20 protein-coding genes are annotated in these 21,279 nt (G+C 58.3%); 2 read left to right on the top strand and 18 right to left on the bottom strand.

What is annotated here, in order from left to right:
- Nucleotides 1-7: 7 nt before the first annotated feature.
- The 4 genes from ABZN20_RS09025 to ABZN20_RS09010 form a co-directional block, all read right to left on the bottom strand.
- The gene (locus ABZN20_RS09025; protein WP_367027411.1) at nt 8-985 is read right to left on the bottom strand and encodes a malate dehydrogenase; all 978 of its coding nucleotides are present in this window, start codon (nt 983-985) and stop codon (nt 8-10) included.
- Nucleotides 986-1,197: 212 nt separating this feature from the next.
- Nucleotides 1,198-1,404, bottom strand: coding sequence for a heavy-metal-associated domain-containing protein (locus tag ABZN20_RS09020; protein WP_218807565.1), 207 nt, complete (start codon nt 1,402-1,404; stop codon nt 1,198-1,200).
- A gap of 54 nt (nt 1,405-1,458) precedes the next feature.
- Complete coding sequence (locus ABZN20_RS09015; protein ID WP_367027410.1) at nt 1,459-2,433, bottom strand: UDP-glucose 4-epimerase family protein; 975 nt, start codon at nt 2,431-2,433, stop codon at nt 1,459-1,461.
- On the bottom strand, nt 2,430-3,560 hold the full coding sequence (locus tag ABZN20_RS09010) for a glycosyltransferase family 4 protein (RefSeq protein ID WP_218807563.1): 1,131 nt from the start codon (nt 3,558-3,560) through the stop codon (nt 2,430-2,432). Before ABZN20_RS09010 ends, ABZN20_RS09015 begins: the two co-directional genes overlap by 4 nt.
- Nucleotides 3,561-3,915: 355 nt before the next feature.
- Here ABZN20_RS09010 and ABZN20_RS09005 point away from each other — a divergent pair, with 355 nt between their 5' ends.
- Both ABZN20_RS09005 and ABZN20_RS09000 read left to right on the top strand, forming a co-directional pair.
- Entirely contained in the window at nt 3,916-5,472 is a 1,557-nt protein-coding gene (locus tag ABZN20_RS09005; protein ID WP_218807562.1) for an MBOAT family O-acyltransferase, read from the top strand.
- A 6-nt stretch (nt 5,473-5,478) separates the two neighbouring features.
- Nucleotides 5,479-6,525 carry an alginate O-acetyltransferase AlgX-related protein gene (locus ABZN20_RS09000; RefSeq protein ID WP_367027409.1) on the top strand — a complete coding sequence of 349 codons (1,047 nt, stop codon included), beginning with the start codon at nt 5,479-5,481 and terminating at the stop codon, nt 6,523-6,525.
- Nucleotides 6,526-6,537: 12 nt separating this feature from the next.
- On the opposite strand, the gene ABZN20_RS08995 is transcribed toward ABZN20_RS09000, so the two are convergent.
- The 14 genes from ABZN20_RS08995 to ABZN20_RS08930 form a co-directional block, all read right to left on the bottom strand.
- Complete coding sequence (locus tag ABZN20_RS08995; protein WP_218807561.1) at nt 6,538-7,311, bottom strand: formyl transferase; 774 nt, start codon at nt 7,309-7,311, stop codon at nt 6,538-6,540.
- Nucleotides 7,304-8,287 carry a polysaccharide deacetylase family protein gene (locus tag ABZN20_RS08990; RefSeq protein WP_367027408.1) on the bottom strand — a complete coding sequence of 328 codons (984 nt, stop codon included), beginning with the start codon at nt 8,285-8,287 and terminating at the stop codon, nt 7,304-7,306. The genes ABZN20_RS08995 and ABZN20_RS08990 overlap by 8 nt, the downstream gene beginning before the upstream one ends.
- A gap of 17 nt (nt 8,288-8,304) precedes the next feature.
- The gene (locus tag ABZN20_RS08985) at nt 8,305-9,390 is read right to left on the bottom strand and encodes a glycosyltransferase family 4 protein (RefSeq protein WP_367027407.1); all 1,086 of its coding nucleotides are present in this window, start codon (nt 9,388-9,390) and stop codon (nt 8,305-8,307) included.
- Complete coding sequence (locus tag ABZN20_RS08980; RefSeq protein ID WP_367027406.1) at nt 9,387-10,322, bottom strand: glycosyltransferase family 2 protein; 936 nt, start codon at nt 10,320-10,322, stop codon at nt 9,387-9,389. Before ABZN20_RS08980 ends, ABZN20_RS08985 begins: the two co-directional genes overlap by 4 nt.
- Before the next feature lie 331 nt (nt 10,323-10,653).
- Nucleotides 10,654-12,492: a glycosyltransferase family 2 protein gene (locus ABZN20_RS08975; RefSeq protein ID WP_367027405.1), complete on the bottom strand. Its 1,839-nt coding sequence runs from the start codon at nt 12,490-12,492 to the stop codon at nt 10,654-10,656.
- Nucleotides 12,493-12,519: 27 nt separating this feature from the next.
- On the bottom strand, nt 12,520-13,569 hold the full coding sequence (locus ABZN20_RS08970; protein ID WP_218807557.1) for a glycosyltransferase family 2 protein: 1,050 nt from the start codon (nt 13,567-13,569) through the stop codon (nt 12,520-12,522).
- 108 nt (nt 13,570-13,677) lie between these two features.
- Nucleotides 13,678-14,739, bottom strand: coding sequence for a glycosyltransferase family 2 protein (locus tag ABZN20_RS08965; protein ID WP_367027404.1), 1,062 nt, complete (start codon nt 14,737-14,739; stop codon nt 13,678-13,680).
- 24 nt (nt 14,740-14,763) lie between these two features.
- Nucleotides 14,764-15,558: a sulfotransferase family protein gene (locus tag ABZN20_RS08960; protein ID WP_367027403.1), complete on the bottom strand. Its 795-nt coding sequence runs from the start codon at nt 15,556-15,558 to the stop codon at nt 14,764-14,766.
- A 42-nt stretch (nt 15,559-15,600) separates the two neighbouring features.
- Nucleotides 15,601-16,872, bottom strand: coding sequence for a polysaccharide pyruvyl transferase family protein (locus ABZN20_RS08955; RefSeq protein WP_367027402.1), 1,272 nt, complete (start codon nt 16,870-16,872; stop codon nt 15,601-15,603).
- Between the two features lie 9 nt (nt 16,873-16,881).
- On the bottom strand, nt 16,882-18,141 hold the full coding sequence (locus ABZN20_RS08950) for an ABC transporter ATP-binding protein (protein ID WP_367027401.1): 1,260 nt from the start codon (nt 18,139-18,141) through the stop codon (nt 16,882-16,884).
- Nucleotides 18,142-18,145: 4 nt separating this feature from the next.
- Nucleotides 18,146-19,006 carry an ABC transporter permease gene (locus ABZN20_RS08945; protein WP_367027400.1) on the bottom strand — a complete coding sequence of 287 codons (861 nt, stop codon included), beginning with the start codon at nt 19,004-19,006 and terminating at the stop codon, nt 18,146-18,148.
- A gap of 272 nt (nt 19,007-19,278) precedes the next feature.
- The gene (locus tag ABZN20_RS08940) at nt 19,279-19,839 is read right to left on the bottom strand and encodes a hypothetical protein (protein ID WP_367027399.1); all 561 of its coding nucleotides are present in this window, start codon (nt 19,837-19,839) and stop codon (nt 19,279-19,281) included.
- Between the two features lie 83 nt (nt 19,840-19,922).
- The gene (locus tag ABZN20_RS08935) at nt 19,923-20,315 is read right to left on the bottom strand and encodes a transposase family protein (RefSeq protein ID WP_367026088.1); all 393 of its coding nucleotides are present in this window, start codon (nt 20,313-20,315) and stop codon (nt 19,923-19,925) included.
- Between the two features lie 26 nt (nt 20,316-20,341).
- Nucleotides 20,342-20,857, bottom strand: coding sequence for a helix-turn-helix domain-containing protein (locus tag ABZN20_RS08930; protein WP_367027398.1), 516 nt, complete (start codon nt 20,855-20,857; stop codon nt 20,342-20,344).
- Between the last annotated feature and the right edge of the window lie 422 nt (nt 20,858-21,279).

Here is a 21,279-nt window from a genome sequence, read left to right as displayed (position 1 = left end):
GCACGCTTCAGATGAGGTGGCTCACCATGGCGCGCTCGTCCAGAAGCTCCGCTTCGGTGAGGCGCAGCCGTTCGCGGCTGAAGGCGTTGAGCGGCAGGTCCTGCACGATCCGGAAATGGCCGTTTTCGACGGCGACCGGGAACGAGAACATCAGGCCTTCGGCAATCCCGTAGCTGCCGTCGCTGGCGACGGTCATGCTGACCCAGTCGTCCTTCGGCGTCCCCACAAACCAGCTCCGCATGTGGTCCAGCGCCGCGTTGGCCGCCGATGCCGCGCTGGACTTCCCCCGGATCGCGATGACCGAGGCGCCCCGCTGCTGCACCGTGGGGATGAATTCGTCGACATACCAGACCGGGTCCACCTGTTCCAGCGCCGGTTTGCCCTTGACCAGGGCATGATGAAGGTCGGGATACTGGCTGGGCGAGTGGTTTCCCCATATGGTGATCCGGGAGATTTCCGCGACGTTGCAGCCGCAATGCCGGGCCAGCAGGCCGGTGGCGCGGTTGTGGTCGAGCCGGGTCATGGCGGAGAAACATTCCGGAGCGAGGTCCGGCGCATTGCGCTGGGCGATCAGGGCATTGGTATTGGCCGGATTGCCCACGACCAGAACCCGCACTCTGCGGCTGGCCGATTCGTTCAGCGCCCTCCCCTGGGCCGAAAAGATGTCCGCATTCACCTGCAGCAGGTCCCGCCTTTCCATGCCGGGACCGCGAGGCGTGGCGCCGAGCATGAAGACGGCCTCGGCACCGTCGAAGACCTCGCTTGGATCGCTGGACACCCCGATCCCATGAAGGAGGGGCAGCGCGCAGTCGTCCAGCTCCATGCCCACGCCCTCCAGCACGCGCTCGGCCGAGGGAACGTCGAGCAGCTTGAGAACCACCGGCTGGTGCGGTCCGAACAGATCGCCCGCGGCGATCCGGAACAGCAGGGAATATGCGATTTGCCCCGCGGCTCCCGTGACCGCGACGTGCACCGGCGTTTTCATTCCATCACCTTTCGAATTCTGTACTTAGGGTGCGGGGTCCTGCCCTGATTCAACGCCGCCCTGATGCACGGGCGGCCGATGCGGATCGGACACTCGGGATGGATGTCCGACGAATGCACCACCATGTGGCAGGCGGTGGCCGGCTATTGGAAGGCATCCCGCCTTGAAAATCAATATTCCCGGCGCATGTTTCGCCGTCGCGCCGGAACGGCTCAGGCGACCGTGTACCCCTGGCCGGCAATCGCTTTGCGGATGGCTTCCGGATCGATCCGCGCCGGATCGTATTCGACATCGACACGGTTTTCCTTGTGCGAGGCCGTGACCGAGGTGACGCCGTCGAGCGCGGTGACGGTCTTGGTGACGGTGTTTTCGCAGCCGCCGCATTTCATGCCCGTAACTTGAAGCTGGATGGTAGCCATGGTGGACTCCGTGCGAGATGAGAGGGATGGCCGGGTCGCCCCGGAATTTTGCGATTATATCCGATGCATTCGGCGGGAGCGTCCGGCCGTTTCCGGAACCGTCGCCGCGAGCCCTTCCTCCAGGCCGTAGCGCGGGTGCCAGCCGAGGCGGCTGCGCAGAAGGGAGTCGTCGACGGCGAGATCGCCCAGCAGACGGCCGATTTCGGCGCGCTTCCCCGTCAAGGCGCCGGCGAGCCGCAGCAGCGCCGGCGGAATGGCCGGCAGTCTGGGCGTGCGTTGCAGGGCTTGTGCGATGCTCCGGACCAGTTCCGCCGTGGAGAGGGCCGTGCCGTCGCTGACCAGGAAGGTCTGGCCGATGGCCTCGGCCCTCGACAGGCTGGTGGCGATGGCGTCGGCCAGGTTGCCGACGTAGACCAGGCTGCGGCGGTTCTGCACCGCGCCGAAGGGCAGCGGGACCCCCCGCCGCACGGCTTCGACCAGCCGCGCGAAATTGGCCCGGACGCCGGGGCCGTAAACCAGCGGCGGCCGGAATACGGTCACGCCCAACCCGGTTTCGGCCGCGATCCCGGCGAGCGCCTGTTCGGCCTCCCATTTCGACAATCCATAAGCGTCTTCCGGCGCCGGTGTCATGGCTTCGGTGAAGGGGGTGCCTTCCGGGCTGGTTTCGCCGTGGACCTTGACGGAGCTGAGGTAGACGAGATGCCTGACGCCGGTGCGCGCCGCGGCCCGGGCGAGGCATTTCGTGCCGAGCACGTTGACTTGGCGGAATCGGCTCAAGGGGGCGGGGGCGGTCTCGCGCATCACATGGACTCTGGCGGCGAGATGGACCACCGCGTCGATGCCGTCGAGCGCGCCGGTCCAATCGGTGTCCGGCCCGATGTCGCCGACGACCCGGATTTCGGCGATTTCCGCCGGCAGCGCAGCGTCGTCACGCCTGACGGCGGCGGTGACTCGATGCCCGCGTTCGACGAGCGCCGTGACGAGGTGGCGGCCGACGAAGCCGTTGGCGCCGGTGACCAGAATTTTCATCGGGCCAGCATCTCGCGGTACAGGGACAGCGTCTGGGCCACGACGCCGTCCAGTGAAAATTCTTCTTCTGCCCGGGTCCTGCCGCGTGCGCCCATCGCCCGGCGCAGTGCCGGATCGGCGATCAGGCGGCTCAGGGCGGCGGCGAGAGCCGCCGGATCGCCGCGCGGAACCAGCAGCCCGTTCTCCTCATGGCGGACCGCCTCGCGGCAGCCCGGCACGTCGGTCGTGACGATGGCCCGGGTGCAGGCGGCGGCTTCGAGCAGGGACACCGGCAGCCCCTCCCGGTAGGACGGCAGGCAGACGATGTGGCACTGCGCGAGCACTTGCGGCATGTCGCTCCGGAAGCCCCAATACTCGACCACGCCCGAACGTTCCCACTCCCGCAACTGCGCCTCGGCTATGGCCGAAGGGTTTTCGGCGTCGCGCTGACCCACCAGGGCGAAACGGGCCTGGACCCCTTCCGCGCGCAACCGTCGGGCGGCTTCCACGAATTCGCCGATGCCCTTGTCCCACAGCATCCGGGCCGGCAGCACCACGAGCGGCGGGCCTTCCGGCTCCGGGCTCGGCGAGAATTTCGCCAAGTCCACGCCCGAGCCGCGGATCAGCCGGATACGTCCGGGTTCGACCACGCCTTCGTCGGTGAGCTGGCGCAGGTCATCGGGATTTTCCACGATGGTCCGGCAGATCGGTGCATTCAGCAGGCCCCGGAAGGCGGTCTCTACCAGCGGCCGCAGGAGCCTCGCGCTCAGACGGTCCGAAGTGAACAGGAAGCCGAGGCCGGTCAGCGCATTGACCACGGCGCGCCGGCCCGTCAGGCGGGCGGCGAGCGAGCCGTAGATCACCGGCTTCATGGCGACGTGGTGGACGATGTCCGGGCGTTCGCGGCGGTACAGCCTCGCCAGGTCGGCGACCAGCCGGGCTTCGGTCAGAGGATTCCTGCCGCGCCGCGACAACCGCAGCGGAATCAGACGCAGTCCGGCGGATTCGATGACCTGCCCGTGCTCGGCGACGCGGGTAGCGACGCTCACCTCGAAGCCGGCCCGTTTGGCCGCGACCGCCAGCGACAGCCGATGGAGGCAGAAGAACCAGTCCTCGGTAACGACGAACAGGAGGTGCGGCTGGGGCATGGGAACTCGCTTTCGTAGAATTTTTGAAGATCGGTTTGAAGGGGGCCGGCACGGCGGATGAAGTCCGGCCCGCGATTCTACACGGCAAGACCCAAGTTGTGGGACGCAAGTCCGGATGGTAACCGTTCAGTCCCCTGGGAGCGCGGGCGCCCCGCCCCCTGAAAAAGCCGACAGGATGCCCGCGTTCCCAGCAAAAAAGTTGGGGGGCCGAACGGATACGTCCGAATGTGCCCGCTCTGCCGGTGGATTTGCGCCCGTCAGCCGGGTATCGCTAGAATCCATCCTCCTTGCCCCGCCAGCACAGAAACCGATTCGGGCCGTTGCGCTGGCCAAACCACTTATCGGCAATGATTTCATGCTGTTCAATTCCTACGGATTCATTCTTGGGTATCTGCCCCTCGTCTGGGGCGGTTTTTTTCTTATCGCAAGACACAGCCGTAAGCTGGCCGCTTTGTGGCTCGCCGCGGCATCGGTATTCTTTTATGGCTGGTGGAACGTCAAATTCGTTCCGCTCCTGCTCGCGTCGATCGTGCTCAATTACGCCGTGGGCTACGCCATCGGGCACGCGCGCGATGCCAGGTCGGCGAGGCATCTGCTGGCCGGAGGTATCGTTGCGGACCTGGCGCTGCTCGGCTTGTTCAAGTACGCCAATTTTTTTGTCGACAGTATCAACGATGTTCTCGGCTTGAATATCGAGCTGGCAAAGATCGTCCTGCCCCTGGGGATTTCCTTCTTTACATTCACGCAGATTGCTTATCTCGTCGATGTTTTTCGCGGCATCGCCAAAGAGTACGATTTCATTCATTATGTGCTGTTCGTGACCTATTTTCCGCATCTCATCGCGGGACCGGTATTGCATCACAAACAGATGATGCCCCAGTTCGCCTCGGCTTCCATCTACCGGCCGCAATATTCGAGCATGGGGATAGGGCTGACCCTGTTCACGATCGGTCTGGCCAAGAAAGTTTTGCTGGCCGATTCCTTCGGGGAGTACGCGGATCCCGTGTTCGCCGCGGCAAAGGACGGCTTCGAGCCGAAGTTCATCATGGCCTGGACCGGGGCTTTGGCCTACACGTTCCAACTGTATTTCGATTTTTCAGGATATTCCGACATGGCGGTCGGTCTGTCGCGGATGTTCGGCGTCCAGCTCCCGGTGAACTTCAATTCGCCCTACAAAGCCTGGAATGTCATCGAATTCTGGCGGCGCTGGCACATGACCTTGTCGGCCTTTCTGCGGGATTATTTGTATATTCCGCTGGGGGGTAACCGCCTGGGACCGGCGAGACGCCACGTCAACCTGATGATCACGATGCTGCTGGGCGGACTGTGGCACGGCGCCAATTGGACTTTCGTCGCCTGGGGCGGATTACATGGCTTGTTCCTGGTCGTGAATCATGCCTGGCACGCGTTGCGCCGAAGGTTCGGATTTCCGCCGGGCGAGCCGGCCGGGGCGGCGAGGACGGCAGGGGTTTTGGTCACGTTTTTCTGTGTGGTCATCGCATGGGTAATGTTCCGCGCGGATTCCCTGGCTTCCGGTCTTCTCATAGCCAAGGGCTGCGTGGGTTTATCCGGACTGGCACTGTCGCAAAAACTGGAGGGTGTCGGGGAGATATTGCGGAGCCATGGTGTGAATACCGCAAACGCGCTCGTATTCACGGGGTGGTTCGAAGGCAATGCGGCGCTGAATCTGCTGGGGGGCGTGAAAATCACTTTCCTGGCGCTTACAGGCTTTCTGCTGATATGGGGGTTTCCCAATAGCCAGACTCTGGTACTGCCCGAGTGCAGAAAAGACCATCGTGTTCTATCCCATCCGCGTTTCATGTTCTGGCTCGCGCTCACTTCCGGTTGCATGGCGGCCGTGGCGTTGTCCAGCATCAGCAAAATCAGCGCCTTCTTGTATTACCAATTCTGATCGTCAATGTCATACGATAAACGCTATTTGCTGTGCTTTTTCGGCGCAACGGCGGCGGGGCTGCTCCTCATCTTCGGTGCCGGATTCTATGCCGAGCCACTGAGCGGCGACCTGACGCGCGTCGGCGGATGGACGGAGCGTGAATTCGGCTGGAGGGAGCCTCTGCCGGAAATGCCCATCGATGGCAACTTTCCGGACATTAAAGCTGCCGGAATCCTGGTGCTGGGCGATTCGTTCTCGTTAGCCAACATCTGGCAGACCTTGGTCGGGCGGGAGCGGGGTTTGAACGTCGCATCGCACAACTATGAGCAATTCGTCTGCATCGAGCAGTGGCTGGAAATGCTCGAGTCGAACGGCGTTCTGGATGGCAAAACGGTTATCGTGGAAAGCCTGGAACGCTTTTTCCCCAGCCGCTTCGGGAATATCGGAGCCTGCCGCAAATCGAAGTCTCGAGACAAATCGGTGGTGAAGCCGTTCGAGGCTTTTACTCATGGCGAGATTCCAACCTCCAGGCGAACGGGAGGAGAAATCCCCACCGATGTCGTGTACCTGCTCAAAGTGCTGAAGAACGCCGTTTTGGAAACGATACGAGGTAGTGATGCCACGTTCCCTGGCGTGGCAATCAACGCACCGCTGTCTTCGACCCGGCTTTTTTCCAATCGTCGTTCGGACCGCATTCTTTATTATCACGAAGACGATGCGGAAAGCAGTTGGAGCGATGAACAGATCGGCAAAGCCGTCTTCTCCATATTAGCCATCCAACGCCGTATCGAGGCGGCGGGAGGGCGGTTTCTGTTCGTGATGGTGCCGAACAAGTCGAGTGTTTACTCCCGCTTCATCGTTGGGAGACCGGATGCGGACCGGTATACTCCCATCATCCGGAGGCTGCGTGATGCGGGAGTGGCCGCCGTCGATGTATTGGCGCCGTTCCGCGAGAACGCGGAAAAAGAAGTCGATTTCTATCTGCCGGATGATACTCATGTCAGTACGAAAGGGTATCGGGTCCTGGGCGAAGTCATCTCGGGAGAGATGAAAAAGATGGCAGGCCAGTGAGTGTATCCGATGCTACTTTGCCGCCAGCAATATCCGGTTCCTGAGATATTCGAACAGCGTCGGATGATGCCACAGGCGTGAAGGTAAAACGCCAGGCACGGTCCGTAAGTCGTGTGTACGCACGTCTTCCAGCGCCGATTTCATCAGGGGGATGGCCTTGGCGATCTGGTGTATGGGATAGGTGTTGAAATCGTCCCGCTCGTCGACTGCTATGGCGTCTTGATAGAGGACGCCGCCGGTGTCGATACCGGCATCCACCAGGTGCACCGTCACGCCGCAGTTTTCGCGGTCGTCGTTCGCAATCGCCCAATAGCCGCCGTGCACGCCCCGGTAACGCGGGGTGATGCCCATGTGCGTGTTGAGGAAGGGCGTCTCGATCGCGTCGAGAACCTCCCTCGAAATGATTCGCGTGCCGTTGACGACGACGGCGTCGGGGGCCAATTCGCGGAGCAATACGATCGTCCGGGGCGAGTTGACGGTATCGACCAGGATCGTCAGGTTTTCGGGCAGCGGCGCGTCGTCGAGGCCGTAAGCCGAGACGAGCTCGCGGATTCTCTTGGCGGAAAACCTCGCCAGAAGCTTATTGCAGACGATGAAAAGCAACTGGCCCAATGTCGCCGTCAGCCCCAGTTTTTCCATTCTCCGCCGTACGAGGCGGGTCAATGAAACGGGCTTTTCGACGATGATGGCGGCAACGTCTGCATGGGTCGCCAGGCCGTGATACATGATGCGGGAGTAGCGGCTGTCGGTGCACAGAAATACGATTCTCGTTTTCGCTTCAGGCATTGGCGGATTCCGCTAGCGTGCACAGCTCTCCCATGTTCAGCGAGCGCATTCCATGATGCTCGCGCAGACGGCCGTAATGGCGGGCGATGCGTTCGAGGAACGCCAGGTTCTGCGCCGTGTTCGTCCCGAAATTGTGCGGATGCCACCAGAGGTGGAATATGCGCTTGTGGACCGCGGCATCGTCCATCGCTTTGGTGATGCGTTTGAGGCGCAGTCCGTCCAGGCATGAGAGCATTTTGGAAAAAGGACGCAGGAACCGGCTCGCTGGGAAATTATAGGGCCGAGTGGCGACGGCCGCTTCCATCGCATAGGTGTGGTGTCCGGAAACGTTGAAATAGGCGTCGAGGAGTCTGAGCCCCCGCCTCAGCCGGTTTTGGCCGCAATCGCCGGTGGCCCGGTGAATCCAGCCCGATTCATTGCCGCGATAGGATTTGATCCCCAATTCGTTCAGGGTGGCAAGATAGTCCGGATTCCACTGGTTTCTGGGAAACACCAGGCTCTCGACGGACATCCCTTTGCTCTGCGCTACGGCCTTCGCCCATGCGATATCGGCCTTGAAGTCGCTCACCGATTGGCCGTCCTCCAGACAATAATAGTGCGAGAAGGTATGGGTGGCGATTTCCTGGCCATCGTGGGCGGCGATACGCGCTATCAGTTCCGGGGCGAAGTGATAGCGGGGGTCCAGCATGTCGGCGCCTTCCAGATATCGGTAAGGGCATAGCTCCTTCCGGTGATATTTCGGGAGGGGGGCGGGCAGATTCCGCTTGAGCTGGCCGAGGTTTTCGAAGAACAAAAAGCCCACCGTTGCCCAAGTGGCATGAATCCCATGGGCTGCGAATACCTTGAGCATTTCCCGGACGGCGGTTTCGACGCCGGCCAGATTGTCCCGGTACTGGTCGATACGGAATTTGTCCCTGACTCCCCAGTACAGCTCGAAGTCGAGGGAGACGGTGAATACGCCGTGGTCCAGGTTCATGAACGGTTCCCTCTGCGTCAGCGGCTCGGGGGCGGGCAGGCGGATGCCAGTATCTCCCGCAGCCTGGGGAACTGGCTCTGCAGGGAATAGGCACGCACGATCTTTTCGCGGGCGGCCCTGCCCATGCGCTCGCGCAACGCGGCATCGTTGACCAGTATCGTGATGGCCTCCGTCCATTCGCCGTCGCTGGAGGCGAGAAATCCGTTGACACCGTGTTCGACGATCTCGGCGTTCACTCCCACGGGCGAGGCGATGACGGGCTTGCCGCAGGCCATGTATTGGATCAGCTTGTAGCCGCACTTTCCGCGCTCCCAGGGGAGATCGGCCAGGGGCATGATGCCGACGTCCAGCGTCTCCAGCAATTCGTATTCTCGCTCCTCGGACCAGGCGAGGCGCTCGGCCCCGGACACCCCGGTATCCGTATCGCCCGCGCCGATGAGGACCAGGCGCAGATCCTGCGCGTCGACCACCCGCTGCAACGGGGTCCGCACGGGGCGGAGAAACGGCGCCGTCGAGGGTGTGCCGATCCAGCCGATCCGGACCGGTTCGGACGTGGACCGGGGCCGGCTGAATTTCGGCTCGGGATAGCGGTTGAGATCGATGACGCTGGGAACGATTTCCACCCGTGTCGCGCCCGCCTGCCGCGCCCGCTCCGCGAGATAGGGGTTGCCGGCGACCACGATCCCGGCATTGCGCATCACCTCGTCGATCTTGCGGCCCAGCAGGGCCCGGAACAGCGGGTTCCGGTGCCGGTCGTAGTTGTGGAAAACGGCGTCGTCGTAATCGGCCACGTACGGGACGCCCAGCCGTTTCAGGAAGGTTTCCGCCAGCGCCGGCAGCCAGGGGAACAGTTCCTTTTCGATCCACAGCAGGTCGAAGCGCCGGGCCTTGCAGAGCGCCGACAGGCGCCGGAAATAGGCCGCGGCGATGTGGCTAAGGAGGCGTCCGCGATGTTCGTACAAGGCCACCAGGTAGGCGTTGGACAGGAAGGGGGAAGTTTCGACCTCGATTCCGCCTTCGGCCAGATAGGGCAGGTACTGATAGAAACGCACGCGGCTGCTGGCGCCCAGCGTATCGTAGCGGGTGAGGGCGAGAATCCTCATCGGCGGTTTCCCCCAAGCCGGCAGAGCGAGGCATAAAGCCAGCCGAACGCCTTCCAGGTGTCGGCAAACTCGCCCAGCCTGCCTCGCCCCAAGGCGTAGGCCGAGCGCGCCAGCGGTTCCAGCAGCAAGATGGCGCCGGAGGCCAGAAAGGCTTCGATCCCGGCAAAGTGCTTCCGGACGTACAGCAGTTTGCTGTTCGTGAGGTAGTAGAGGCGGCGCGCGCTGATCTGGCGGGACACGCCGCCGCCCCGGTGGAATATCCTGGCCCCCGCCAGATAGCGGCTGCCCCATCCGGCGCGGCGGGCGCGCAAGGCGAAGTCCAGGTCTTCGTAATAGACGAAGAAGCGTTCGTCGAAACCGCCGAGTTGCTCGAACACGGCGCGCCGCACGAAAAAGAAAGCGCCGATCACCTGGTCGACGTCACGGTCGGTGTCGTGGGGCCACTCGCCGAGGAAATGCGGACGTATCCAGCCCGGAAACAGGCGGTCCAGCCCGAGCGCCTGGCCGATGAGCCGCCAGGCGGTGGGAAAGCGGGCGCAGCAGCGGGCGATGCGGCCGGTCTCGTCCAGGCACTGGACGCCGCAAATGCCCACATTCTTTCCCGCTTCCGACTCCATGAACCCCAGAGGGAGGCTCAGGGCACCGGGATGGAGGCGTGTGTCCGGGTTCAGGAACAGCAGATAGCCGGCGCTTCCTTCGCGCGCACCGAGATTGCTGGCCCGGCCGAAGCCGAGGTTGGCCGGGTTGCGGATCACGCGCAAGGCATAGGACGGCGATGGCAAGCCGTCCGCCGAGCCGTCGGAGGATGCGTTGTCGACGACGGTGACCGTGACAGGGGCGGCTTCGTTCCCGAGATTCTCGATCGACCGCAGGCATTCGCGGAGCTGGGTTCCGGAATTCCAGTTGACGATGACGATGTCGATGCCTTTCATGCTTGTGGCTTCGCACATGGCAGCGGGATTTTTAGAGTCTGTCTTGAAAAAGAAAATGGAGGATCGTAGGGCGGATAAGCGGCAGCGCATCCGCCAAATTCGGCTCCGCCGCTCTTCGAGTCAGCTCCGCCGCTCTTCGAGTCAGCTCCGCCGCTCTTCGAGTCAGCTCCGCCGCTCTTCGAGTCAGCTCCGCCGCTCTTCGAGTCAGCTTCGCTGCTCTTCGAGTCGGCGCGGAGGTGGATGCGCTACGCTTATCCACCCTACCTGAGCGGAGAATTTTCCTGACTTCAACGGATCGACTTTGCTTGAATAGATTTTTCAAGACAGGTTCTTAGAATTTCGGCCGTTCCCAGCTCAGCGAGAAGTCGTAGTTGTCCCAGGCCAGGTTGGGACTGTAGGCCGGGTCGTTGCGCAGAAAGTCGCCCCAGCGCTCGCGCATGTAGGCGCATTCCCGCCGGAACCGTTCGATCTTGTCCGGCGCGGTGTCGTTGCCGCGGCTCAAGGATTCGTGATGGTATAGTTCCGCGGCGGGCGTCCAGACGTTCCGGTAGCCGGCCGCTTTCAGGCGCAGGCAGAGGTCCACGTCGTTGAATGCCACGGCCAGGTCCGGGTCGAAGCCGCCGACGTCCACGAAGCTCGCCTTGCGGATCACCATGCAGGCCGCGGTGACGGCGGAGAACTCCTGCAGCAGCACCGCCCGGTCACAGTAGCCGGGCAATCCGCGCGGCAGGAATTTGTGGGCATGTCCGGCCACCCCGCCGACCAGGATCACGCCGGCATGCTGCAAGCGGTCGTTCGGGTACCACAGGCGCGCGCCCACGGCGCCGATACCGGGCCGGGCCGCGAGGCCGAGCATCTCGCCCAGCCATTCGGGAGTGATCACCTCGATGTCGTTGTTCAGGAAGGCCAGATATTGGCCCCGGGCATGCTCGGCCGCCCGGTTGTTGATGGCCGAAAAATTGAACGGGCTGGGGTCCGGAATCACCCGCACCCCGCGGGACCCGACTTCGCGGAAATAGTCCAGCGTCTGCGCTTCGTCGCTGCCGTTGTCGATGACCAGGATCTCGTAGTGGTCGTATGCCGTGCGCGCTTCGATGCTTTCGATGCAATTGCGCAGAAGGTCGGCCCGATTCCGGGTCGGGATGATGATGGAGACCAGCGGACGGTCCGGAGCCGGCGGGAAGTGGACCGAGAGGCCGCGGGTCGCTTCCCGGCTGCGTTCGATCCTCGCCAGCTCCCCCCGCCGGGCCAGATGGGCCGCGACCGCCTTGCCGTAGATTTCGAGTTCGCCGCCGCAATCCTCTCGGCGGGAATACGGGCGATGGCAGAGGATCGCGGGAATGTGGGCGATGCTTTCGCTGCCGTGGTTTTCGTAGATCGTGAATACGACTTCGGGGAGAGAGCAGGGCTCGGAAAGCGCCGAGAACCCCAGCTTTTCCAAACTGGTGGCACTGAAGAAAACCGGCGTCTGGAGATAAAACCGGGCCAGCGAAAGCTCGTAGTTCCAGTCCGGCTTGAACTCGGCGAAACAGCGATGTTTCCCCTTGATCAGATAGTCGTGGTCGCTATAGATCAGCTTGAATTTCGGATAGCCGTCGATGCACGCCGCGACCCGGCTGATCGCATCGGGGGTCAGCCTGTCTCCCGCCTGCAGGAAACACACGAATTCCGAACCTTCCGGCACGACCTCGTTCGGCTGGAAGGCGAGCGGCGGCAAGGCAGGGTCCATGACGGCGACATGGCTGACGAGCCCTTGGAAATCCTGGGTGCGGATCGACTCCAGCGTCACCTCGACGTCTTCCGGAGACGCCGAACCGGTGGACCCGACGATGAACGCGATGTCGAGCGTGCGCAGGTTGGAGGTCTCCACCTTGGACCGTATCTTCGCCTCTCCCCAGGGATGGCGGACCCAAAGGGCGTAATACACCGTGTAGTTCAAGGTGCCCAGCAACAGCATGGCCGGCTTCTTGATCTCGCCGGCCAGCAGCATGCCAAGCGCGCGCTTCAACGCCCGTCCAAGGGGTTGCCGGTAGATCGGAATGAACGGAAGGCCGAATACCGACAGAGCGGTGTAGCGTAAGGTTTTCACCACGCGCGAGCGCTTCAAGAATCCTGGCAGCAGGGAATGGCGAGGGATCGTCGGGCTGATCCGGAAACGGACGGTACGCATCGAGGGGTTCGAACGAGGGAAATCGGGCTACTTCGTGATAGCCGGGATGGGCTCCCGCATCAGGCAGCGAAAAAACAGCTTGAGTATATAGCTTTTGGGCCCCTTCCAGGCCATGGCCGAGTTCAGATAGGACAACAGCACCTTGAGTCCGTGGTGAGCGGAGCGTCCGCAGGCCGAGTACCACAAGAGAGCGAAATCGCGATGGAGCCGCCCCACCGGGATGCCGCATCTGCCGGACACCGCGCGTGCCAGCGTTTCCAGCCAGCGGCGGGCTTCGGCCAGTTGGTCCGGGGAACCCTGGAAGGCGAGGGAAAAAAGGTCGATGTGGAGCGTCTTTTGGGCAGCGGCAGGCGTCAATCCGAACGACTCCAGATGCTCGAGCCTGACCCTGTCCCTGGTCGCTATCTGTTCCCCCTTGTTGGTGTTGCTGACGTTCTCGGGATGGGACCGGTAACGCACCAGGACCTGGGGCAGGTTGCCGATATGGGTATGCCGGGCGAGCCTTGCCCAGAGCTCGTAGTCTTCCGCATGCCGATAGCCCTCGCTGTAGCGGAGGCCGTGCCGATTTAACACTTCCATGCGCACGATCACCGAACTGTGAAGAAACACGTTGTCGTCGAGCAGCCCGTAAACGATCTCCTCGTGCCGGCACGGCGGCCTGATCGTTTGCCGGACCGATTCGTGAAACAGCTCATAGGCGGTGCCGCACATACCGATGTCCGGATTCTCGTCCAGGAAAGCGATCTGCTTTTCGAGGCGCTCTGGAAGTGCGATGTCGTCGCAATCCATCCGGGCCACGAACTCGGTCTGAACCAGGTCGAGTCCCCGGTTCAGCGTCTTCACCAGCCCCATATTCGCGGGATTCCGCTCCACCTTCACGCGGGGATCGCCGAAGGACTGGGCGATGGCGAGGCTGGAATCGCTCGAGCCGTCGTCGATGACCAGCAGGATGAAGTCTCGAAATGTTTGGCCGAGGATGCTCTCCATAGCGGCGGCGAGGTATTTCTCGCCGTTATAGACCGGCATGAGGATGGTCACGCGCGGGGCGTGGCCGGGAGGGCTGGAAAGATGTGTCATGTCGCGGCGATTGACATGGTAGGTCCACTATGCACTGTGAAACCAGCAGTCAAACAATGTCGTTGGTGTTGGGTGAAGCTAAGGATAACAATTCGGCAGCCCCGTGTCTCACGCGATCTTGACACGTTTCCAGCACCGGTAGGCCAGCTTGAAGGTGTATGCCGGGTTTCCAAAGAGTCCAAAGGGCTGCCGCAGGAACTGAAGAAATACCCTCAAACCGTGATCGGCAAGCCTGCCGCAGGCTGAATACCACAGTCTGTTGAATTCAAGAAAGGTCTTCACGGGATTCTGACGGCAACGCCGGACGCCAATACGATAGAGTTTCGCAAGCCAGACGCCTGCCGCCTTCAGCTCCGGTAAATCGCCCTCGAAACGCATGTCGAACAACTGGCGATGCAATGCGGCATCGCCGGGCTGGGGCTCGAGTCCGAGATTGGTCCGGTGGATATGCCTTATCTTCGCCGCGGCGACCTGCTGCTCCTGCCTGAAGCGGGAACTGGTATTGGCCGGATGAAAGCGGTACCGGACCAGCACGCGTGGCAGGTTGGCGAGACGGCTGTAGCGCGCGAAACGGACCCATAATTCATAATCCTCGGCATAGGCGAATGCCGGATCGTATCTAAGCCGGTGCCGTTCCAAGACGCTGCGCCTGAACATGACGGTATTGTGAGCCATCACGTTGTCGAAAATCAGCGCGTAACTGATGTCTTCATGAGTGGTTGGCGGACACACTACGATGCTTTCGGTATCCGTAAAGCGCTCGTAATACCCACCACATAAACCGACGTCCGGGTGGGCATCCATGAATGCCAATTGCTCCTCCAGTCGATAAGGTGTCGCGATATCGTCGGCGTCCATGCGGGCGATGTATTCGGATTGAACGAGCTCCAGTCCTTCATTCAACGTATTGATCAGCCCTCTGTTCGTAGGGTTGATCTTCACGGAAAGCCGAGGGTCCTTGACGGATCGAAGGATCTCCAAACTGGAATCCGTCGAACCATCATCGATGGCGAGCAGTGAGAAATCACGATAGGTCTGCGTCAGAAGACTCTCCAGCGCTTCGCGTAAATACTGTTCACCGTTATAGACGGGAAATAAAACGGTGACACGTGGTGTGGATGCTGGGGTTGTCACAATTTCAGGGCTGCTAGTCGAGAGCGAACGCTTCAACGAGATGGTATGTTCCGGGGCGCGCTAATCGGGAAGTTCATAGGGGTAACCGAAGTTCAGGAAATCATCCCGATATCTTGCGTAAACTGTCTTCTGGCTCTTCTCGTCGTAGAAGTCATTGAGCTTGCTACGTCCCGCTTCCGTCTTGTTGAGATGCCGAAGCTGTGGGATATCGGTGTCTGGAATGCCCAACTTTTCGAACGTTGCCTTGTAGTCGAGCGCATAGTTTTCAAATCGGCCGATGTGGGTGTATGGAATCATGCCAAATTGGATATTGATGGTCTGGCTCCGCCAGTGCGGATCCATGTCGTGGTCGGTCTGGTCGACTACTGCCTCGATGAATTCAGAAAAACTGGAAGGAACTGCACCATCGGGCATTCGTCGAGCCTGGGGGTTGTCCGTTGTCGCGTTGCTGTCGAATTTATTCAGGTAGCAGGAAAGCAAGCGCTGATAAGGATTTCTCACGAAAGTAACGAATCGATATCCTTTCGCTGCGAGGTTGCTTATGGTTGGATTTGGAAAGATGGGTACGAAAGACTTGAGTGGAGATGAATCATAATGAATGACCTCCGGATTCAATGGGTCGAGATTGCTCTCACTTCCCCGAAGCTCCAATTCGGCCATGGCGGATTTCAGTGAGGTGCAGCCAGTCTTTGGATTGTCTATATATATGTAGCGATAGCGGCGTGAAACATAAATTCCGAAGAGGAAATCCGTGAGCGGGATCACGCGTAAGGCATTGCGGGTTATTGGGCAGGTGAGTCTCGTGATCGTAAGCCTAGCACGTTCAACGCGGGTCAAACTGTTATGGAAAGCCATGCTGTTTTCTGGGCTCGGTGGGAATGGAGGCGGATGCGGAATTCAATTGAATCCGCGGAAAAATTTCTTGTATGTCTTATGGGCGATTTGCCGCATATTCTCTCTCTTTGGTGTGGAGTATTTGGCATCAATATCAAGACGGATTCCATGCTCGCCGAGAGTGCGTACGAAAATATCCAGCCGTTGTTGATAGGTGTCTCGGAACTCCGTGAATGCTTTCTTGGTGAGTAAACGGTCGACCAGATCGTGCGCTCTGGCATCGCCGAGGTCGGCGACAGAAATGTTCGGGAGTGCAAAAAAGTCGGTCAGTTCGCGAGCGCGTTGATCGTTCCAGATAAAGAGGCTTGGTATGCCGGCTTGCATAGCGACAATCCCGCCGTGGAAGCGATCCCCCAGATAGAAATCCGCCTGGGCGCAGAAAACCCGCCACGCGTCGAGATTCTGAAAATACCAGAAATTTTCGAATGGAACCCTGCTGCCCAGAATACGTTCGAATATCGGCCTGCAAAGCTCCGTCCGGACTCTACCAGTTGCATCGTTGTATAACATTTCGTTACCCTTGCAGGCTCGGGCAACAGCGAGGAATTCATCCTGCATTATGTAGTGGCTTTTTGTGTCACGGAACAGAGATATGAGTTTCTGGCTCCTTAGCGAAGGGTTGGTGAGATGTCCAGAAGCGATTGCCGTGGCATTGCTTCCTCCTGAGGGAGGGGAGACAGCGAGCAGGTTCTGTGGATATACATAAAGGCTGGGGCATCCAAGTGCCTTTGCACGGTTCAATCCGACCCTGTGAAGCCAGTTTTCCGTTTCTTTTCCTCGTACACCGAAGATGAGCGCCTTTTTGTCAAACATGTGTAACAATCGCTGCGAACCTTCGGGTAAGGTCGAGAGGGTAGGGGCTAGAGAATCCTGCATGCCGATACCGAAAACCATGAAGTCGGTTTCGAGTGCGCTGACGGCATCGGCAAGGTTGCCCAGGTCGAAATCCGTCCTGATGGCATTTGCCATCAGGAATACAACTAGATCGAAGTGTTTGTGGATTTCATCCCGTATGCGTTCGGCACTCCATCCTAGCGTCAATAGCCGGGTGAGATTCAGATGGCAGGAACGGGGTCGGTCGAGTTCCAGGATTCGACCTAATGACTCGCCGATAAGCATGTTACCGGTATTTTCGGTGAGCGAAACATTTGTTTCTATGTTACGTAAGGATGTTCGGGCCGGGCGTGGCATGCTGTCCGAAAAAGGCAGTTGGCCCTCGAATGGATAGCGAGTGTCTGTCGGAAGGCGTGTAAAAAGAACACGGGGCAATCGCATGGCTATTCGTTAATCTTGTTGATGGCTTTCTGATGCGGGGAGAATTTGAAGTGCAATGGGGGCGTAGCATCCAAGTTTGTCTCCTCTGCGCCTGCTGATATTTTGAATCAGGCGATCGTCCGTGCTGGCCGCAAATAGATCGATGGTACAAATGTTTTCTTGCTCGAAAAGGTGCTCCTCGGAGCCCCATAAGTCTAGTCGGACAAAATAGGTGCCGGGCGTCAGACGGTGGTCACTAATACGGAGTCCAAACCGATGTAATCCATGTTCGAGATCATCCAGTTGAGCTTTAGATGTCAGTACCCGTGCCCCGATAGTGTTTATGAAGCTGATGGTGAATACAAGCCGAAAGGTGCGCTTCGTCGTGGTAAATCCTAGCGCGAAATTCAGCGGCTTATTGAAGCCCGCATCTGTTTCTTCTCGCAGCCATCGGAAGTTTAACCCACTGAGCCAATCAACTTTGGCTTTCAAAGGCAAGGCACCGTCTTCGGCGGCCTCGGCACTTAAATACTTGGTAATGGTTTGGCTGGTATCGGAATCGCAAACTATTCTTCCACGATCGAGCAGCAACGCTCGCTGCGTCAATTGCATGATGGAATTCATATTGTGGCTGACGAACAATAAGGTGCGTCCTTCCTCTCCGATTTCGTGCATTTTTTCTAGGCATTTTTTCTGGAATCGGGCGTCGCCAACAGCGAGGACTTCATCGACGATCAAAATCTCGGGATCGATATGGGCCGCGACGGCAAAACCAAGGCGGACATACATGCCGGACGAGTAATGCTTGACCGGGGCATCGAGGAACTGCTCGACCTCGGCGAACTCGACGATTTCGTCGAACTTTCTGCTGATTTCGGCCTTCGACATGCCCAACACGGCGCCATTGAAGTAGATGTTTTCCCGCCCTGTCAATTCGGGGTGGAAACCGGTGCCAACTTCGAGCAGGCTGGCGATGCGTCCCCGGATTCTGATCCTTCCAGTGGACGGTTCCAGCGTGCGAGAGAGAATTTTGAGGAGGGTCGATTTGCCTGCGCCGTTCCGGCCCAACAGGCCGATCCTTTCACCTGGGCGAATTTGAAATGACACGTCTTTCAAAGCCCAGAACTCTTCGGTGTCGTCGGTTCTAGGTTGCCACGAGCGGTGGATGCGGCGGCCGAGGGCAGATAACGAACTGGCGAGCGCATCCCGCAAACTATCGCTGGGCCGGTTGCTCAAGTGGTGGAGAGTGAATGATTTGCCGACAGATTCGGCGAGGATTGCATAAGGCATGGGCTCAGAGAAGTTCGGCGAAGCGTTTTTCGATACTACGGAAATAGGCGATTCCACTGACAACCGCTACGGCGGCGAATCCAAAGGAGATCGCGAGCTCATGGATGGGCGGTGTGGGGGCGTTGGCAAAGACGGACCAGCGCAATCCCTCAATAATACCCAGGAACGGATTGAGCGCGTACCAGGAGCGCCAAGCTTCGGGTACGATGGCGGCGCTGTATGCGATGGGCGAGATGTAGAGCCCCATCTGCAGGATGAATGGTACGATTTGGCGGAAGTCGCGGAACCGCACGCTCAGTGCCGACACCCAGACGGCGCAGCCAAACGTCAGCAACAGCGTCAGCAGCAGAATGAGGGGGAAAAAAAGAAGATTGGACGTGACCGGGATACGCTGCCATGCGAGCAAAGCCGCCAGCATGGCGAGTCCTATGGCGAGTTCAGCCAAATTGACGATGACACCGCTGATGGGGATGATGATGCGCGGAAAATAGACCTTGGTGATGATGTTTTCCTTGTTGGCGAGACTGAGGCTCGCTTCGTTGACAGCGCTAGCGAAAAACTGCCAGGGAATCATGCCGACCAATACCAGTGTTGAATAGGGTGCGCCGTCCGAAGGAAGCCGAGCCAACCGGCCGAAGATCAGGGTGAATACAATGATTGTGAACAGTGGCCGGACGAGCGCCCAGGCCAAGCCGATCGCCGTTTGTTTGTATCTGATCAGGATGTCGCGCCAAGCCAGGAAATAAAGCAGCTCACGGTAACGCCAGACATCTCGCCAGTAATGGCGTTCGCTTTTTCCGGCCGCAATAAGAATTTCTGGTTGATGTGACACGCTCGGTACTTGATTAAGTAATGAAGTCTGCATTGGTGATTGATGATATGCCTTGCTGAATCATGTTCTGTTGATGGTTTGTGCTAATTCGGGCTGGATGAAGTGGTCAAGTATATTTCCCGCTGTTTTTTCTGAAGCAGAGGTGGCTGTTAATGGGGCAGATGAGCTTGAGCTTCAATGTGTTAGACGCAATGGTTGTGTGCAAACAAATATGATCAGTTTAAATATAAATTAGACACATCTTCGTGTCTCCGGTTCTAGCTAGCTGCGACAGTATTGCTCGACAGTTTCTTATGTTGAGTCAACTACCAAGTTACAACCACTTGGACAAGTTCGGCTTTCTTGGTGGGAATTTCTTCGGCGGGATAAAATATGGATGATCCTATGCCATAGATCCCGGGAAGATGGCAGGTTACATAAAGAGTATCAGAGACTGCGTCATTAACAGTAACTGAGACCTCTCCTGGGGTGATAGTAAGATAGCGCAAGCCGTCTCCCATTGTGCTGGCTTTTGTTCCAGATTCAGGCGTATAGCTATGTTTGCTTGGGGTCACCTTGCTGGCCCAGCACTGTACACTAGCAGTCGGCGAGGCATTGGGCTTAACTAAAATGCGAGGTCGAACTGTCACTGTGCCGGTAAACTCATTCCTGAGTTGAATAGGGCAAACAACATAAATTGGTGTGGTCTTGGGATTGGTAATAGTCGCTGTTTCACCTCTTCGATAAGAGGGGTCGGGTCCGGCAACTGATAAGTCACTGGTGCCGAAACATGATGCGCCTGCTATCGAAATCTGATCCGCGAACGTATTGCTGCCAGAAAAAGCTGCGACGATGATAAAGGCCACTCTAAATTTGCTAAACCGCATCTTTATATCTCCTTATTTCTCTAAATGAAGAGCGAGAGAGCGAGTTGGGTGAATTAGAGTTGTTTCCGATGATAACCGCATGATTACAAAGAAATTTTTAGATTCCAAAGGCCAGCACCAAGCCCGAAAAAGCTATCTATGAATATACTGAGTCGGTTTCTAATGCGATGCATCAAGCAATGAAAGGTCTTCATTCCTCCAATGGAGTGTTCGACGGAGATGCGAGTTCGCGCTTGCTTTTTGTTCTCGCGCCTTTGTTGATCTGCCAACGCGGGATGAGGATTGTTCTTGGAGGCTCTGGGTTTCTTATGAGGCAGGTGAATTCTGGCTTTATTCCCATAATCGGAAGCGGCCCCCAAGAACCCCAAATCCAACCAGACATCGGCACCGTCAAACCATGATAAGGCAGGATCGAACCATCGCTTCATCAGCGCATAATCATGAACACTGCCGGCCACGATATTTCCAACGAACAAAATTTGCCGTGCAAGGGTCGAAATGATTAGGGTTTTAACCGTATGGCGTTTTTTTTACCGCTATAGTGGGCTTTCTGCTGATCGTCATCCTGCGGCCTGACGCAACTGCATTCCACCCCGTCAATGATGATATCTCCATATTTTTCAATCAGCTTCATCATCTCTCCCGGGGTCGTCAGCTCCCGCTCGGGCAGCAGATCAAGTTTCGCCAGGCTGCGCCGTAACACGGGCAGAAGTTGCGCCACATGGCGATGCGCGTGTCCCGAGCTGAAGCCAAAATGAAAGCCCAGGACATCGAAGGTACAGTAGGTCTTGAGGTAATGTAAAATGAAGAACAGCTTCTTATCTATCCGATCGAGATAGCCCACATGACCACCTTTGGGTACCCGTTTTATTTCGCCTTGCTGAACGCGTTCTTGCTGAATCTCCGCATAGGCCTCCTCAAAGATAGGGCAAATCTTGGCGAATTGAGCCTTACTCATTCCGATCAGGGCTCTGACAGTACGCTCACTGGTTTCTTCCATGAACTTTTCAAAAATCATTGGCTGACATCATTCGATTGTTGTTAATCATTTTATATCACAGCAAATCCATTTAGTTCAACGGAAGCAACTCTATTATAAAACCATTGGAGCACCATATTGCTGTGGCGAACCATATGATTTGGATGCGTCTAGTGTTTTTAGTGTAACCATTCCAATTTTTGCTTCTTCACGCCATTAACCAAGTGATCTTGTTGGCGCGATTGGGTGACGTTGGTCTGGCGTCAGATGGGTGTTAATTCTAACAGAAAGAGTCGGCGGTCGTCCAAGAGTTGAATCTATAATTATTAGATAATCTTTTTCTAATAGAAGAGGTGGTGCCAATGGCATCGCTTCAAAGTGAGATAATTGAGTTTATTCTTATTATCGGCACACCATGGTGAGCGACTATTGATGTCGGTTTACTATGGATCAAGAAACTA

It is taken from the genome of Methylococcus sp. ANG, assembly GCF_040730495.1.
Classification (GTDB): Bacteria; Pseudomonadota; Gammaproteobacteria; order Methylococcales; family Methylococcaceae; genus Methylococcus.
The sequence above is the reverse complement of the archived record's forward strand: the minus strand, read 5'-3'. Positions and strand labels throughout refer to the sequence as shown.